Below are 16,322 nucleotides of genomic sequence, written 5' to 3' on the forward strand. Positions count from 1 at the left end.
TTTTTTTGCCGTCCAGGTCAGATAATTTATTTGTTCGCGACAGCAACAAATCGTAATGTAGCGTTGTAGATGTGAATAGAGCACTACATATTGTGCTTGCCTCGCGTCTCACAGGAAAATTACCCCCCGGACACACCCGGGAGACCTGCGATGCAAAACCGCATGCCACCAGCGGAAAAAAGGCTGAGAGCGCCATGAAGATCAACCGTCTGTTCACAACCGAAAACCAAGACGCCTACACCGGGATAGAATTCCGCACAGCATCCAGCGAAATTCGCAACCCGGACGGCTCGATGGTCTTCCGGCATGCCGATATTGTTGTTCCCTCTGCCTGGAGCCAAGTTGCAACCGATATCCTGGCACAAAAATACTTTCGGCAGCGCGGCGTCCCCAAGGCGGTGAAACCAGTACGGGAAAAGGGCGTGCCCTCTTTTCTGCAAAGACGCATTGCGGATGTTGATGCCATGGCTTCCCTGCCGGAAGCCGAACGCAGTGGAGGAGAGCATGATGCCCGGCAGGTTTTTGACCGCATGGCTGGCACATGGGCCTACTGGGGGTGGAAAGGCGGTTACTTCTCAACAGAACAGGATGCCGCAGCATTCTATGACGAAACACGTCACATGCTGGCCCGTCAAATTGGCGCTCCCAACTCCCCACAGTGGTTCAATACAGGACTGCACTGGGCCTATGGGATCGACAGCAAGGGACAAGGGCATTTCTACGTTGATTACCAGAGCGGAAAGCTGACACGCTCGACATCGGCATATGAACACCCCCAACCCCACGCCTGCTTCATTCAGTCGGTCAACGACGATCTGGTGGGTGATGGGGGTATTATGGACCTGTGGGTCCGTGAAGCGCGCCTGTTCAAATACGGTTCCGGAACCGGCAGCAATTTCTCGACCCTGCGTGGAGAGAATGAACCCTTGGCTGGTGGGGGTCGGTCATCCGGTTTGATGAGTTTCCTGAAAATTGGCGACAGGGCCGCCGGTGCGATCAAATCCGGTGGAACAACACGCCGGGCCGCTAAAATGGTTATTGTTGACATCGACCATCCAGATATTGAGTCCTTTATCGACTGGAAAATGCGGGAGGAGCAGAAGGTTGCCGCCCTTGTTGCAGGATCGCGCAGTATCCGTCGCTACACACGTGCCCTGCTGGCTGCATGCCGGAATGCGACGGGGGAGCCCGAAGCCCGCTGTGACCCGGACCGCAATGCCTCTCTGAAAAAAGTCATCCGGGAAGCACGCAAGGCCGATGTTCCCGAAACGTTGATCCGCCGTACCCTTCAGCTGGCAGCCGAAGGCTTTGTCGATATCACCTTCCCGGAATACAGCACAGACTGGGACTCCGAAGCCTATGCCACGGTTTCCGGCCAAAACTCCAACAACACCGTCAGGATCAGCAATCTGTTCCTGGAAGCTGTTCGCGAGAATAAGGACTGGACCCTGCGACAGCGCACAGATGGTACAACAGCCAAAACCGTTCCGGCCCGAGACCTGTGGGACCGCATGGCCGAAGCTGCTTGGTCCTGTGCCGATCCCGGGGTACAGTTCGATACCACCATCAACGAGTGGCATACCTGCCCCGTATCCGGCCGGATCAATGCATCCAACCCCTGCTCTGAATATATGTTCCTGGATGATACAGCCTGCAATCTGGCATCCCTGAACCTGATGGCGTTCCGGGAAAAAGATGGCACTTTCAACAGCGCCACCTTTGCCCATGCCTGCCGCCTGTGGACGCTGGTGCTTGAAATATCGGTCATGATGGCACAGTTCCCGTCGGCACGTATCGCCGAGCAGTCGTTCCGATTCCGTACCCTCGGGCTGGGATATGCCAACCTGGGTGGCTTCCTGATGGCCAATGGCATCCCCTATGACAGCGAGGAAGGACGGGCGACGTGTGCCGCCATCACGGCCTTGATGACCGGAACCGCCTATGCAACCTCTGCCGAAATTGCCAGTGAACTGGGTGCTTTTGCCGGATATGCCGACAACGCCCCGCATATGATGCGCGTGATCCGCAATCATCATCGGGCAGCCCATGGACATACAGAAGGGTACGAGGACCTCAGCGTTGCACCAACCCCCCTCAATGCTGCAGCCTGTACTGATATCCAGCTGACAGAAGCAGCCCGGCAGTCCTGGGATCACGCCCTTTCAATGGGAAAACGGCACGGGTTCCGCAATGCCCAGGTCAGTGTCATCGCACCCACCGGGACAATCGGGCTGGTCATGGACTGTGATACCACCGGCATAGAGCCGGACTTTTCACTGGTGAAGTTCAAGAAACTGGCGGGGGGCGGATACTTCCGGATCATCAACCGTATGGTACCGCTGGCACTGCATTCCCTCGGGTATCGCTATGCCGAAATTGATGCCATTGTATCCCATGCCCTTGGTCATGGATCCTTGGAAAAGGCCCCGGATATCAACCATGAGGCCCTCTCCCGTCTTGGTTTCACGCCTGAGGTTCTGGACAAGCTGGAGCAAGCTCTTAAATCCGCATTTGATATCCGCTTTGTCTTCAACAAGTGGACGCTGGGGGACGATTTCTGCCGCACCGTTCTGGGTCTCAGCAACACCATAACCGACGACCCGGGCTTTGACATGCTGAAGGCTCTTGGCTTCAGCCAGGAACAGGTTGAACGTGCCAACACGTGGGTATGTGGCTCCATGACCCTGGAAGGAGCACCTCATCTGAAACCGGAACACCTGCCAGTCTTTGACTGCGCAAACCCGTGTGGGCGCACCGGAACCCGGTTTCTGTCCGCTGAAAGCCATATACGGATGATGGCTGCGGCCCAGCCATTTATCTCTGGAGCCATTTCAAAGACGGTTAACATGCCAGCTCATGCCACCGTGGCAGAATGCCGGCGTGTCTATGAACTATCGTGGTCACTGGGACTCAAAGCCAACGCACTCTATCGTGATGGCTCCAAGTTGTCGCAGCCCTTGCAGGCTGTGCTGGATACCCATACCGACGACGATATCGAAGATGCCATTGATCTTGTTGAAACAGTTGTAAAGGCGCCCTCTCCGCAGCGGGCCGCCATTGTTGCCGAAAAGGTCACGGAACGCCTGATCAGGACAGCTGTGCGCCGTCGTCTTCCTGATCGACGCAAGGGATATACCCAGAAAGCCGTTGTTGGCGGCCACAAGGTGTATCTGCGAACAGGAGAGTATGAGGATGGAACACTCGGCGAGCTGTTCATTGACATGCACAAGGAAGGAGCCGCTTTCAGATCTTTGATGAACAACTTTGCCATCGCCATTTCAATCGGCCTGCAATACGGCGTACCGCTGGAAGAGTTTGTCGAGGCCTTTACATTTGTTCGCTTCGAACCATCCGGCATAGTGGAGGGAAATGACGCCATCAAGATGGCCACTTCCATTCTTGACTATATTTTCCGGGAAGTCGCCGTCAGTTATCTGGGTCGCACCGATCTGGCCCATGTTGAACCTGCGGATCTGGTTCCCGATGCCATTGGCGATGGCCATGAAGAGGGAGACTTGGACCAATGGGGGGAGAACTTGGTAGAGCGCACTGTTTCCAAGGGGTACGTTCGCACAGCTGACCTGTCCAACCTGTATGTTCTGAAAACAGCACAGGGCGGCGGAACCAGCTATGGCGGCACGCGTCTAGGCCCATCTTCATCCGATCGGAGCAATCGTATTCGGGCAGCACGCCTGAAAGGATATGAAGGTGACAGCTGCACAGAGTGCGGAAATTTCACGCTAGTCCGTAACGGAACCTGCATGAAATGCGAAACGTGTGGCTCAACCAACGGCTGCTCGTAAATGAAAAGGGGCCTGTATGCCGGCCCCTTCTCTTTCCCGGGATTTGGTATCAGGTGGAAGGAATGTGGCGTGCCCTCGCCCTTCCTGTCCTGGAAGCGTTCACAGAACGACGCCCCTGGCCGGCGTTCGTGGTAAAGAATGACTGCGTACCGTGTTTACGCCCGGTACGCTTTCCCTCCCCGCCCTGTCCTCCGGTCCCCGCAGGCTGCCAAGACGGAACAAGATGCTTCTTCCCATTCCCGATAAGATCCGCACGCCCCATACGCTGTAACGCCTCGCGCAGCATAGGCCAATTTTCCGGGTCATGGTAACGCAGGAATGCCTTGTGCAGACGGCGCTGCCTCAAGCCCCGGGGCGTATACACAATGTCCCCCCCGTCACGCTTGACGGGCTTGAGCGGATTACGCTCGCTGCGATACATGGCTGCAGCCAGCGACATAGGGGACGGAAGAAAAGCCTGAACCTGATCCGCCCTGAAGCCATTGCGCTTCAACCAAAGTGCCAGATTCATCATGTCCTCATCTGTTGTACCGGGATGAGCTGCAATAAAATAGGGGATGAGGTACTGCTCTTTCCCGGCCTCGCGGGAGTATTTCTCGAACAGGGTACGAAACGCTTCGTAGGTCCCAATCCCGGGCTTCATCATCTTGGACAGGGGGCCTTCTTCGGTATGCTCAGGCGCAATCTTCAGATAACCGCCCACATGATGCGTGGTAAGTTCCCGCACATATTCCGGGCTTCGGACTGCAAGGTCATAGCGTAAACCGGACGCAATCAGGATTTTCTTGATCCCGTCAATATCCCTGGCCTTGCGATACAACTGAACAAGACTGCTGTGATCTGTATTCAGGTTGCTGCAAATAGATGGATACACACAGGATGGCCGACGGCACACATCCTGGATAGCCTGATCCTTGCAGGCCAGACGATACATATTTGCCGTAGGGCCACCCAGATCGGAGATAACACCGGTAAAGCCCTTGGTCTTGTCGCGGATTAATTCAATTTCTTTCAGGACCGATGCCTCGGAACGGCTTTGGATAATGCGGCCTTCGTGTTCCGTAATAGAGCAAAAAGAACACCCACCAAAACATCCCCGCATAATATTGACCGAGAACCGGATCATCTCCCAGGCAGGTATCCGTGCATCACCGTACGACGGATGAGGGGCACGGGCATAAGGCAAGCCAAACACATGATCCATTTCCGCCGTTGTCAGGGGAATAGGCGGGGGTGTCAGCCATACCTCCTTGTCACCATGACGCTGGACCAGAGCCCGGGCGTTACCAGGATTGCTTTCAAGATGCAGGATACGCGAAGCGTGACCATACAGCACCTTGTCATCCGCAACAGATTCAAACGAAGGAAGACGGACAACCGTTCTCTCAGCAGGATGATCAGCCGTATTCACCCGACGCAGGGCACTCTCGCCTGCAGCAACTTCCGCCTCCTCTCCCACATGATGGCTGGCGCAATCAATCGTACTGGCATCCAATATAACCCAGTCCCCGGGGACAGAGTCACGCACAACGGCAACGCCCCTTATATCCGTCATGGTGCGCGGATGCTGACCCCGGGCAGCACGATGGGCAATCTCTACAATGGCACGTTCGGCATTGCCATAGCACAAGATATCAGCCTTGCTGTCCATCAGAACGGACCGGCGCACCTTGTCTGACCAATAATCATAATGGGCAATCCGGCGAAGCGAAGCTTCTATACCGCCAATAACGATCGGCACGTCCCGCCATGCTTCGCGGCAACGCTGTGAATAGACGATCACAGCCCGGTCAGGACGCTTCCCACCCTCATCATTGGGCGTATAGCTGTCATTATGACGGATGCGGCGGTCCGAGGTATAGTGATTGACCATCGAATCCATATTGCCGGCCGTCACCCCGAAAAACAGGTTGGGACGACCCAGAGCCCTGAAAGCATCCGGGTTTGTCCAGTCCGGCTGGGCAATAATACCAACACGAAAACCTTGATCTTCCCACGTGCGCCCGATGACCGCCATCCCGAAACTGGGGTGATCGACATAAGCATCCCCGGTCACAAGGATGATATCGCAACTGTCCCAACCCAGCGCATCCATTTCGGCACGACTTGTCGGAAGAAACGACGCTGTCCCAAACCGGCTGGCCCAGTGCTTTCGATACGATGTTATTGCCTTGGCGCTGTCCATACTTTCTCCTGACAACACGAAAACGCCCGGAACAGGGAGTTTCCGGCCCGGGTGCGGACAATACGCGAGAGCACGGCAGGGTCAAGGAAAGACCCTGCCTTACGGAACCCAAAACCGCCGGATGCCCTTTTTATAAGGCACCCGACAGCAACCATGGCGCTATTCAAAGCCCACGAATCATCTTCTAGAACACCGGCCTGCACGAATCCGGCACCACAATCCTAGTGGGACATCAGGATAGGAATTCCGGCATGACGCAACAAATGGCTGGTCACGCCACCCAGAACCATTTCGCGCAGACGCGAACGCCCCCAAGCTCCGGTCACGATCAAATCTGCGTTGGCGGACTGGGCACACTGCAGCAAGGTCTGCCCAATATCATAGCATACATCCCCAACCACTTTTCCTTCGGCTTTCACACCATGATGGGAAAGATTGGGCATGATGGTAAGCTGTGCATCATCCTGGCGGATTTTCTCATCATGACGTGTATCGTCCACCGCAATAACTTCGACACGCTGCGCAGCCTTCAGCAGAGGCATCGCGTCATGAACGGCGCGACAAGACTCCCGGCTGGAGTTCCAGCCTACAACAATCTGCTCACCAAGCGTATCAACCTGCGCCGACCCCGGAAGGACCAGAACAGGCGCACCGGAATCCAGAAGCAGAAGGTCACACAGGTTCCGTTGTGCATCTGTTGCCGGATCATCGGGGTTATATTGCCCAACGACAGTCAAATCAGCGTGCATGGCATGATGAACAGCCTCGTCGACCAAATCACCTTCCAGCTGTTTCCAACATGCCTTGGCATAACGGGACGCCTTTTCATCGAAAACAGCTTTGGCCTCCCCTTGCGCGGCAACAGAACAGGCATCTACGGCTTCCAGAAAATCAGCAGCAACCTGCCCTTCGATAAAAGGCGGGAAAGAAGGGGTCTGACGCACAAAAAGCGCCGTAACATGAGCATCAAAACGCGCAGCCAGCTTCAGGGCAACATCCAGACGCAGCGCAAACCCGGGTGTCGTATCTGCAATCACGAGAATATCTTTGAATGACACGCACAATCTCCTGCATAGTCCCGGGTTATATCAGGTACACAAACCTGTCTGTGGCATCATACCCGGATGTACGCATTCCTCAACCCCCGTTCGTACAACACAGACCGAAATCACCTGACTTATCTGCCATCTTGTCCCATACATCGCGAGGTATCCGGAATCATGTACGGCCCCGTCCATGCACCTGAGCTGAAGGGCAAAGACCTTGTCTGGATTAATACTCCGTCGCCTCTGCATCTGTCAGATCTCAGGGGGCGTCTGGTCATTCTGGATTTCTGGACCTTTTGTTGCATCAATTGCATTCAGGTTATGCCAACGCTCAAAAGAATTGAAAATGCATTTCCCGATGATGTTGTTGTCATTGGCGTCCACTCTCCCAAATTTATGGCCGAGGAAAATGTGAATGCCGTACGCAGTGCCGTACAGCGTTATGATCTGACACATCCTGTGCTTCATGATCCCCACCATATCCTGTGGAATCAGTATGCCGTCAGGGCATGGCCAACACTGATATTCATTGGCCCTGACGGAAAAATCATCGGACGCCTGGAAGGAGAGCCTGATCCTGTACGCCTGGAAAGTGCCATACGGGACATTGTTGCGGAGATACACCAACAAGGCCAGAAAGGGACAGAAGCAAAACTACATCTCTCGACGCCATTGGAGCACAGCGGAAATCTGCGCTTTCCCGGCAAGATCAAACCAATCCCGGACAGTACGCGTGCCGTTGGCACCCCGGCATGGGCCGTTGCTGATTCCGGTCATCACCGCATCAGTGTTCTGGATGATTCTGGAATACTGCTGCTCCAGGTCGGAAATGGCAAGCCGGGATACCGGGACGGAGACAAGGAAGAATGCCGTTTCAACAGCCCTCAGGGTCTTGTCTGCACAAAAACTGATATCTTTGTTGCAGATACAGGAAATCATTCTGTTCGCCGTATCGATCTCAAAAGCGGGCATGTTTCAACCTTGGGCGGGAATAGGCAACGCGGCACACCGATCCTTGGCACCCATGAAGCACCACATAAGGCGCTGGCGTCTCCTTGGGATCTGGAGATCCACGACCAAACCCTGTGGATTGCCAACGCAGGCACGCATCAAATCCTGGCCCTGGACCTTGATCGCATGATGATCCGTCAGGTGGCAGGAAGCGGGGGTGAGGATCTACTGGATGGAGCCGCAAGGCACGCGCTTCTGGCCCAACCAAGCGGATTATATTGGAGAGAAGAGGAAGAGGCACTGTATTTCGCCGACAGTGAAACGTCATCCATACGGCGTCTTGCTGTTGCGCGGAATACAGTTGAAACCCTTGCGGGGCAAGGGTTGTTTGACTTTGGCTTACAAGACGGGCCTGGAAAACAAGCTCTCCTGCAACACCCATTGGGCCTCTGCGGCCATGGGGAGACCATGTACGTTGCCGACAGCTACAACAGCTGTATTCGTATGATCAATACGGCCACTCAGGTCGTGACAACACTTGATCACAGTAAGCTGGAATGCCCCGACATGCTGTGCCAACCCTTGGGAGAACCGGCTGGGATATGGTGTGACGGGAAGTCCAGGTTGCTGGTCAGCGACACCAACAATCACAGAATTTTGGAAATTCATCGCCACAACAATACGATGATATCGTGGTATTCGTAAGCAAAGCTGTTGTTCTGCCTTGCCCCAAAGCAATACAGGCGTGATAAACAGGTCTTGTTTGCCCGAAAGCTGGCCCGCGTCGTCCGGGCGGAGGATTATTGAGAATGAATTACGACGATTACTTCAGGTCCCGCCTGGATGGTTTGCGTTCATCCGGCAATTATCGGATTTTTGCCGACCTGGAGCGTTATGTCGACGCCTTCCCCAAAGCCCGGAGCCACCGTAACGGAGCCGTGCAGGACATTACCATCTGGTGCAGCAATGACTATCTGGCCATGGGGGTCAGCCCGATGGTGCGCGAGGCCATGAAGGATGCCATCGACCGCTGCGGAGGTGGCGCCGGGGGCACACGCAACATATCCGGTACAAACCACTACCACGTGCTTCTGGAACAAGAGCTGGCCGACTGGCATAACAAGGAAGCCGCCCTGCTGTTCACATCTGGCTATATTGCCAACATGACCACCCTGATGACCTTGGGATCGCAAATTCCGGGCATGGTTCTGTTCTCCGATTCGGACAATCACAATTCAATGATCGAGGGAATACGGCATTCCCGCGCACCGAAGCATATCTGGAAGCATAACGATTACGATGATCTGCATCGCCAGCTGTCCCAGCACGACCGCACCACACCCAAACTAGTTATTTTCGAGTCCGTGTATTCCATGGACGGCGACATTGCCCCACTCGAGAAAATCATAGATGTGGCCGAGCATCATAACGCCATGACATTCCTGGACGAAGTCCATGCCGTCGGAATGTACGGGGAACAAGGATCAGGCGTTGCAGAGCGCGACGGCGTTCGTGACAGGGTCGATATCATACAGGCCACCATGGGGAAAGCCGTAGGAACCATAGGGGGGTATATTACGGCCAAGTCACACATTGTTGACTTCGTTCGTAGTTTTGGGGCCGGCTTCATTTTTACAACATCGTTGCCCCCAGCTGTTGCAGCAGGAGCCTTGGCCAGCATTCGCTGGCTGCGGACACACAATACCATCCGCGAATGCCATCAGGAGCGGGCCAGAACACTCAAGCAACGCCTGCAGTCATTGGGCATACCGGTTATGGCTTCGGAAAGTCACATCGTGCCTGTCATGGTTGGTGATCCCGCGCTTTGCAAACAGGCAAGCGATGAACTTCTCGAGAAACACGGGATCTATGTGCAGCCCATCAACTATCCAACTGTCCCCAAAGGTACGGAAAGACTGCGCTTCACGCCAACACCCCGCCACACGGATGAGCACATCGATCACCTGTGCCACGCCCTTGTCCAAGTTTGGGAACGCCTAGGCATAAAAGCCAAGGCGGCGGCAGCCTAGCCCACAACGGACAGAAGGGTGTGATTCTATCTCTACCCTTCTGTCATGATACAGGGTCTATGCCCTCAAGGCCCGGATATTGGCCGCGTACTGACCGGAACCACCTGAAAAGACGGCGTTCCCAGCGACCAGAACATCAGCCCCGGCCTCAATGCATTCCAGCGCCACAGCTGACGTTATACCACCGTCAACTTCCAGCTCAATCGGGCGGGACCCGATCTTCGCGCGGATACGGCGAATTTTCTCCATCTGTGACGGAATAAATGCCTGCCCCCCAAAACCAGGATTGACGGACATCACCAAAATCAGATCCAGACGATCAAGGATATAATCCAGGACAGACTCTGGTGTTGCGGGATTGAGTGAGATCCCCGCTTTCTTGCCGAGGGAACGGATCAGCTGCAAAGTCCGGTCCAAATGCCCACCAACCTCAGCATGCACGGTGATAATATCGGCCCCGGCAGCTGCAAAAGCCTCTATATACGGATCAACCGGATCAATCATAAGATGCACATCAAAAGCCTTGGTGGTATGCGGCCGCAGAGCCCTTACCACAGCAGGACCAATTGTGATGTTGGGAACAAAGTGGCCATCCATGACATCAATATGGATATAATCCGCCCCCGCCGCATCAATGGCACGCACCTCCTCACCAAGGCAAGCAAAATCAGCAGACAGGATACTAGGGGCAATCTTGACAGCCATGAAGGCCAACCCTTTCACACATCAATCCAGAGGGTAAAATCGCTTCTTATAACCACCAGCTATCAGGCAACCTTGGTCAAGGCACCCGCTTCTGCATAGCGCCTGGCCATGTCAGCCAACGGAATGACCTTGATTCGCGACGCATGCCCGGCCGCCCCGAAGCGTTCAAACCGATTGACACACACCTTCTCCATGGCATCCATGGCTGGTTTCATGTAACTGCGTGGATCAAACTCTGCCCGGTTCTCCGCAAACACCTTGCGAATAGCCCCGGTAATCGCCATACGATTGTCGGTATCAATGTTGATCTTGCGGACACCATACTTGATCCCCTGCTCGATTTCTTCCAGAGGAACACCAAAGGTCTGCGGCATATCACCGCCATAAGCGTTGATAATATCCTGCAATTCCTGCGGAACAGAAGAAGCACCGTGCATAACCAGATGAGTCCGGGGAAGCTTGGCATGGATTGCCTTGATGACATTCATGGCCAAGATATCGCCCGTAGGTTTGCGACTGAACTTATAGGCCCCATGACTGGTGCCAATGGCCACAGCCAATGCATCAACGCCTGTCTTCGCAACAAAATCTGCAGCCTGATCCGGGTCTGTCAGAAGCTGAGAATGATCAAGCGTACCTTCGAACCCATGTCCGTCTTCCTTGTCCCCCTTCCCCGTCTCCAGCGAGCCCAGACAGCCCAGCTCACCCTCGACAGAAACACCGACCATATGCGCCATCTCCGCAACGGCCCTAGTCACACGCACATTATAGTCATAACTTGCGGGGGTCTTACCGTCGCTTTCCAGCGATCCATCCATCATGACCGACGTAAAACCACTCATCACCGCTGACATACACGTTGCAGGGCTGTTACCATGATCCTGATGCATACAGACCGGTATGTGGGGGTACATCTCGGTCACGGCCAGGATCATGTGCTTGATCATGACATCGCCCGCATATTTGCGGGCACCGCGACTGGCCTGCAGAATAACGGGTGAATCGGTTCTGTCGGCAGCCTTCATGATGGCCAGAACCTGTTCAAGGTTATTCACATTGAAGGCTGGCATCCCATAAGAATATTCGGCTGCATGGTCCAGAAGCTGGCGGAGTGTAACGGAAGCCATTCAGCTCTCTCCTCTAATAAACAGTTTATGTGACCCGCACCGACAAAGCACGATTCACCAATACGATCAGGCCACCACACGCAGGGCTGCTGCTGCAACGGCCTCGGCTGTAATACCGAAGTGACGGTAAAGATCCGCGGCCGGTGCCGACGCCCCAAAGGACTTCATGCCGACAATTGCGCCATCCAGCCCGACATAACGCTCCCACCCCAAGGTCGCTGCCGCTTCAACAGCAACGCGCGGAGCATCACCCAGCACAGAGCGACGATACTCCACTGTCTGGGCATCAAACAATTCTTGGCAGGGCATTGATACAACGGCAGCCCGAACACCACGACCAGCCAGACTTTCCCGTGCACTCATGGCAATCTCAACTTCCGAGCCCGTAGCCAGCAGGGTAACGTCACGAACCCCATCAGCTGCCTCGGCAAGAACATAAGCGCCACGCGCTGACTGATTTTCATCGGCCCTGTCACGCAAACACGGAAGGTTCTGACGCGACAATGCCAGAAGGCTTGGCCCGGTTGTCGTTTCCAAAGCCAGCTGCCAACACTCTGCCGTCTCAACAATATCAGCAGGGCGGAACACCAAAAGATTGGGCATCGCACGCAAGGACACCAGATGCTCCACCGGTTGATGAGTCGGGCCATCTTCACCCAGCCCGATGGAATCATGCGTCATGACATAGACAACCCGGATTCCCATCAAGGCTGCCATGCGGATCGCAGGACGCGCATAATCCGCAAAAACCAGGAAGGTCCCGCCATAGGGAATAAAGCCACCGTGCAGGGCAAGGCCATTCATAACCGCTGCCATGCCATGTTCCCGGACACCATAGTGAATATAGTTGCCAGAGGCGTCATCGGGGAGAACCGACATCATCCCCTTCGCCAGGGTAAGATTGGAGTGTGTCAGATCAGCAGATCCCCCAACCAGGGACGATACAAACGGTGCGATTGCGTCCAGCGCCATCTGACTGGCTTTGCGGGTTGCAACCTGTGTCTTCTCTGCAACCGCCTTGGTTTTCAGATCTATCAGGCCTTGTTCCCAACCATCTGGCAATGCCCCTGAAAGAGCAGCAAGAAATGCGTCCCGACGCTCATCAGGCAAGGAAGAAACACGATCATCCCAAGCCTGGCGCTCTACCCTGCCACGCTGACCGGCTTTACGCCAAGCTGACAGGACAGGAGCAGGAATATCGAAAGCATCACAATTCCAGCCCAGTTTGGCACGGGTACCCGCAAGCTCAACATCCCCCAAGGGAGCCCCATGGGTTTTTTCTGATCCTGCCAAGGTCGGAGCACCAAACCCTATAACCGTCTTGCAGGCAATCAGGGTCGGACGATCGGATTTCTTCGCTCCCTCAATCGCAGCAGAAACGGCTTCCGGATCATGACCATCAACGGCGACCGTATTCCAACCTGATGCACGGAACCGGGCGTGCTGATCTTCTGAGGTTGCCAGAGACACCTGCCCATCAATGCTGATGGCATTATCATCCCACAGCACAACCAATCGTTTGAGCTTCCAATGCCCAGCCATGGTGATGGCTTCCTGCGACAAGCCTTCCATAAGGCATCCATCGCCTGCAATCACATAGGTCCAGTGATCAACCACATCCCGGCCATGGCGTGCAGCCATCATTTTTTCAGCCAAGGCGAAACCCACGGCATTGGCAATCCCCTGCCCCAAGGGGCCGGTCGTTGTTTCTGCCAGAGACACATGGCCGTATTCCGGGTGCCCTGCCGTGATCGCACCAAACTGACGGAATGCCTTTACCTGATCCAGAGTGACATCTTCATAGCCCAGCAAATAGCCAAGACTGTACAGCAGCATCGAGCCATGACCTGCCGAAAGGATAAAACGATCCCTGTCAGCCCAACGGGGGGCGGAGCTGTCAAATTTCAGGAATCGGGTAAAAAGAACAGTCGCGACATCGGCCATTCCCATTGGCATGCCCGGGTGCCCGGAACTGGCCTTCTGAACCGCATCTGCAGCCAGAAAACGGATTGCGTTGGCCATCTCAGCATGGTCAGGGGTACTCATGACTCTCGGACTCCGGTCAAAATTCACCAAGGCTTACCGGAAAGACGCAACGAAGATAACCTGCCAAACAGAATGAAAGCCCACCTGAACCAAAGGAGCAGGGACGTGACCTTAAAACCCACGTATAAACAAGGCATTCCCCGGCAAAAAGACCTGCAACACGTCCCTCCACATGGACCACGCGGCACTGGTACGATCACCGCGCAGCAAAAACAGACACTCAATACCACGTCTGGCAAACAGACAGATATCGTTTTCTATACGAGCAAGACTGCCTTTTCCAACGCTTGGGAACCCGCGTACTACGCACCCCTACAGCCAAGTACCGTATGGGCACAGGTTGCCTCCCCTGTCACCTCATCCCAGAATGCAAAGCCATTCTTGCCAGACTGTTTTGCATGATACATGGCTGCATCCGCCTTCCGGAGCAAATGACAGGAATCCTCACTCACACAACCAGACAGAATAACAATACCTATCGAAGCCGAGATATCCTGTATCCGGATGCTTTGTTGCCCGCACAACAAACTGTAGGGAGCAGCAAGAACCTGTAAAATGCGACGGGCAACGTGGGCAGCGCCCTCGCATCCATCAACAACCCCCAGAATAATTGTAAATTCATCCCCGCCAAAGCGAGCCACGGTGTCACTGTCCCTGACGCACGAGACAAGGCGACGGGCAACTTCCTGAAGGAGAATATCGCCAACCTCATGCCCGAAATCATCGTTGACGCACTTGAAACCGTCCAGATCAAGAAACATCAGGGCAATAGCGCCTTCCGTACGGCTGATCACACGCAGCATATGCTCCAGGCGATCATTGAACAGATTCCGGTTGGGCAAGGCCGTAAGAACATCGTAGTTGGCTTGATACTGAATCTTCTCTTCATCCTGCTTGCGCTGGGTAATATCGTTGGCAACCAAGACCACACGATGCAGCTGTCCATCAGCCAAACGTAACGCTGAAGCAGTCAGGCGCAGGGCAAAACGCTCCCCACTACAGCGAACAGACCACATTTCACGACGACAGTGACCCTCCTGTGCCTGCATACCATCCAGGAGCGACGGCCAACCACGACTGTCACCACCAAACACGATATCGGTTACCGACATACCAACAGGCGCATGGCCCGACAAACCGGACAGGGACACCGCAGCCGGATTTGCAACAAGGATTCGCCCCTGCAAATCACACACGAATATAGCCTCAGCCGTTGTTTCCAAAACCTTGGCTGCAACACCCAGACGCTCTTCGGCAATCCTGCGCCCTGTGATATCACGCAGGACAACCACAGCGCCAATCATGCCCGTATCGTCCTCAAGAGGACGCGATGAATATTCGGCAACAAAGAAAGACCCATCCCGCTTGCAGAGGGTAAGTTCCATCCGTTCATGAAACAGCCTTCGCCGCAGAGCCGCACGAACCAACACACTGCGCCCGGAACGGACTCCGTCACCATGGATAAAAACATCATCGGCCAGCTTTCCCGGAAGGGACTGTGGAGGATATCCCAGCAGGGCACCCGCAACCGGATTGGCAAAGGTTATACGTCCATTGATATCGATGCCCATGATGGCATCACTGGCAGAGTTCAAAATTCCTTCGGTGCGCCGGTGAAGCTTCTGCAGCTCTCCCGTACGCATCTCGATTTGGCGCTCAAGAGCTTCCATATAGCGCAGCTCCGCTTGCTCCGAGCGGCAACGGTCTGTGATGTCCCGCAGGACAACCGCGAACATCGGCCCCTCCCCTTCATCAAGGTGGGTTACCGTGACTTCCAGAGGAAACAATGTGCCGTCACGGTGACGCCCTGACATCTCCTGACTTCGCCCGACAAGCCAGGATGCGTTCACACAGGATGCCCAACGCCCTCCGGCAAACTGGGGGATCATTGCGCAAATGCCCAGCCCCTGCATTTCATCGGAGTGCCGATTGAACAGCAACAAGGCCGCACGATTGGCAGAAACCACTATCCCCTTTGGATCAACAACCAAAATCCCATCAACAACGGCATCAAGAATTGCCGCAAGCCTGGATGGACGAGAAGAGGACGCATCAACAACCTTGAGACGCGACCTGACCCGCAGGCAAATCAGAAAACAAGGAACATCTGCACCAGAAAAACCGGCAGGAAGAGGATAAACCTCAAGCTCTGCACCCAGCTTTCCCTCCTCTCCATGAACATCGACATTAATCGGCCCCCGGGATACAAGGAAAGACAGTGCACCGTGGCCAAGATCACCCACAGCCCTCCCCAGAAGATCGGCTACAGGAACCCCAAAATACAAGGCTCCGCCAAAAAGACGCAAGGCCGCTTGGTTATAACGAACAACCGCATCCTGCTTGCACACGAACACAGGTTCGGAGAACAGGTCAACAAAGTCCAGGAAAGCATCCGGACATTCTATCTCAGCACACTGCACGATCTGCTC

General features: G+C 54.8%; 9 protein-coding genes. 3 read left to right on the forward strand and 6 right to left on the reverse strand.

Annotated elements, in window-relative coordinates; genetic code table 11:
- Window positions 1–194: 194 nt before the first annotated feature.
- Window positions 195–3,803: a vitamin B12-dependent ribonucleotide reductase gene (locus tag HEQ60_RS05045; protein WP_168070162.1), complete on the forward strand. Its 3,609-nt coding sequence runs from the start codon at window positions 195–197 to the stop codon at window positions 3,801–3,803.
- Between the two features lie 49 nt (window positions 3,804–3,852).
- Here HEQ60_RS05045 and HEQ60_RS05050 read toward each other — a convergent pair whose 3' ends face one another.
- Window positions 3,853–5,988 (reverse strand): YgiQ family radical SAM protein, encoded by a 2,136-nt coding sequence (locus tag HEQ60_RS05050; RefSeq protein WP_168070164.1) that lies wholly within the window; start codon window positions 5,986–5,988, stop codon window positions 3,853–3,855.
- Between the two features lie 221 nt (window positions 5,989–6,209).
- Window positions 6,210–7,046, reverse strand: coding sequence for a universal stress protein (locus HEQ60_RS10855; protein WP_168070166.1), 837 nt, complete (start codon window positions 7,044–7,046; stop codon window positions 6,210–6,212).
- Window positions 7,047–7,208: 162 nt separating this feature from the next.
- Here HEQ60_RS10855 and HEQ60_RS05060 point away from each other — a divergent pair, with 162 nt between their 5' ends.
- Both HEQ60_RS05060 and hemA read left to right on the forward strand, forming a co-directional pair.
- Window positions 7,209–8,690 (forward strand): thioredoxin-like domain-containing protein, encoded by a 1,482-nt coding sequence (locus HEQ60_RS05060; protein ID WP_168070168.1) that lies wholly within the window; start codon window positions 7,209–7,211, stop codon window positions 8,688–8,690.
- 104 nt (window positions 8,691–8,794) lie between these two features.
- A complete protein-coding gene (gene hemA / locus HEQ60_RS05065; protein WP_168070170.1) occupies window positions 8,795–10,015 on the forward strand; it encodes a 5-aminolevulinate synthase in 1,221 nt (406 codons plus the stop codon).
- A 57-nt stretch (window positions 10,016–10,072) separates the two neighbouring features.
- Here hemA and rpe read toward each other — a convergent pair whose 3' ends face one another.
- The 4 genes from rpe to HEQ60_RS05085 form a co-directional block, all read right to left on the reverse strand.
- A complete protein-coding gene (gene rpe, locus HEQ60_RS05070; RefSeq protein WP_168070172.1) occupies window positions 10,073–10,720 on the reverse strand; it encodes a ribulose-phosphate 3-epimerase in 648 nt (215 codons plus the stop codon).
- A gap of 62 nt (window positions 10,721–10,782) precedes the next feature.
- Window positions 10,783–11,847 (reverse strand): class II fructose-bisphosphate aldolase, encoded by a 1,065-nt coding sequence (fba, locus tag HEQ60_RS05075; protein WP_168070174.1) that lies wholly within the window; start codon window positions 11,845–11,847, stop codon window positions 10,783–10,785.
- Between the two features lie 66 nt (window positions 11,848–11,913).
- On the reverse strand, window positions 11,914–13,893 hold the full coding sequence (tkt, locus tag HEQ60_RS05080; RefSeq protein WP_168070176.1) for a transketolase: 1,980 nt from the start codon (window positions 13,891–13,893) through the stop codon (window positions 11,914–11,916).
- Window positions 13,894–14,195: 302 nt separating this feature from the next.
- Window positions 14,196–16,313, reverse strand: coding sequence for a bifunctional diguanylate cyclase/phosphodiesterase (locus HEQ60_RS05085; RefSeq protein WP_168070178.1), 2,118 nt, complete (start codon window positions 16,311–16,313; stop codon window positions 14,196–14,198).
- Between the last annotated feature and the right edge of the window lie 9 nt (window positions 16,314–16,322).

This window comes from Haematospirillum sp. H1815, from assembly GCF_012102705.1.
Taxonomy (GTDB): domain Bacteria; phylum Pseudomonadota; class Alphaproteobacteria; order Rhodospirillales; family Rhodospirillaceae; genus Haematospirillum.

What these genes read in the sequence shown, in the direction of transcription:
- HEQ60_RS05060 (WP_168070168.1), top strand. Translation starts at nt 7,209, where the DNA reads ATGTACGGCCCCGTCCATGCACCTGAGCTGAAGGGCAAAGACCTTGTC.
- rpe (WP_168070172.1), bottom strand. Translation starts at nt 10,720, where the DNA reads ATGGCTGTCAAGATTGCCCCTAGTATCCTGTCTGCTGATTTTGCTTGC.
- hemA (WP_168070170.1), top strand. Translation starts at nt 8,795, where the DNA reads ATGAATTACGACGATTACTTCAGGTCCCGCCTGGATGGTTTGCGTTCA.
- HEQ60_RS05045 (WP_168070162.1), top strand. Translation starts at nt 195, where the DNA reads ATGAAGATCAACCGTCTGTTCACAACCGAAAACCAAGACGCCTACACC.
- HEQ60_RS05050 (WP_168070164.1), bottom strand. Translation starts at nt 5,988, where the DNA reads ATGGACAGCGCCAAGGCAATAACATCGTATCGAAAGCACTGGGCCAGC.
- fba (WP_168070174.1), bottom strand. Translation starts at nt 11,847, where the DNA reads ATGGCTTCCGTTACACTCCGCCAGCTTCTGGACCATGCAGCCGAATAT.
- tkt (WP_168070176.1), bottom strand. Translation starts at nt 13,893, where the DNA reads ATGAGTACCCCTGACCATGCTGAGATGGCCAACGCAATCCGTTTTCTG.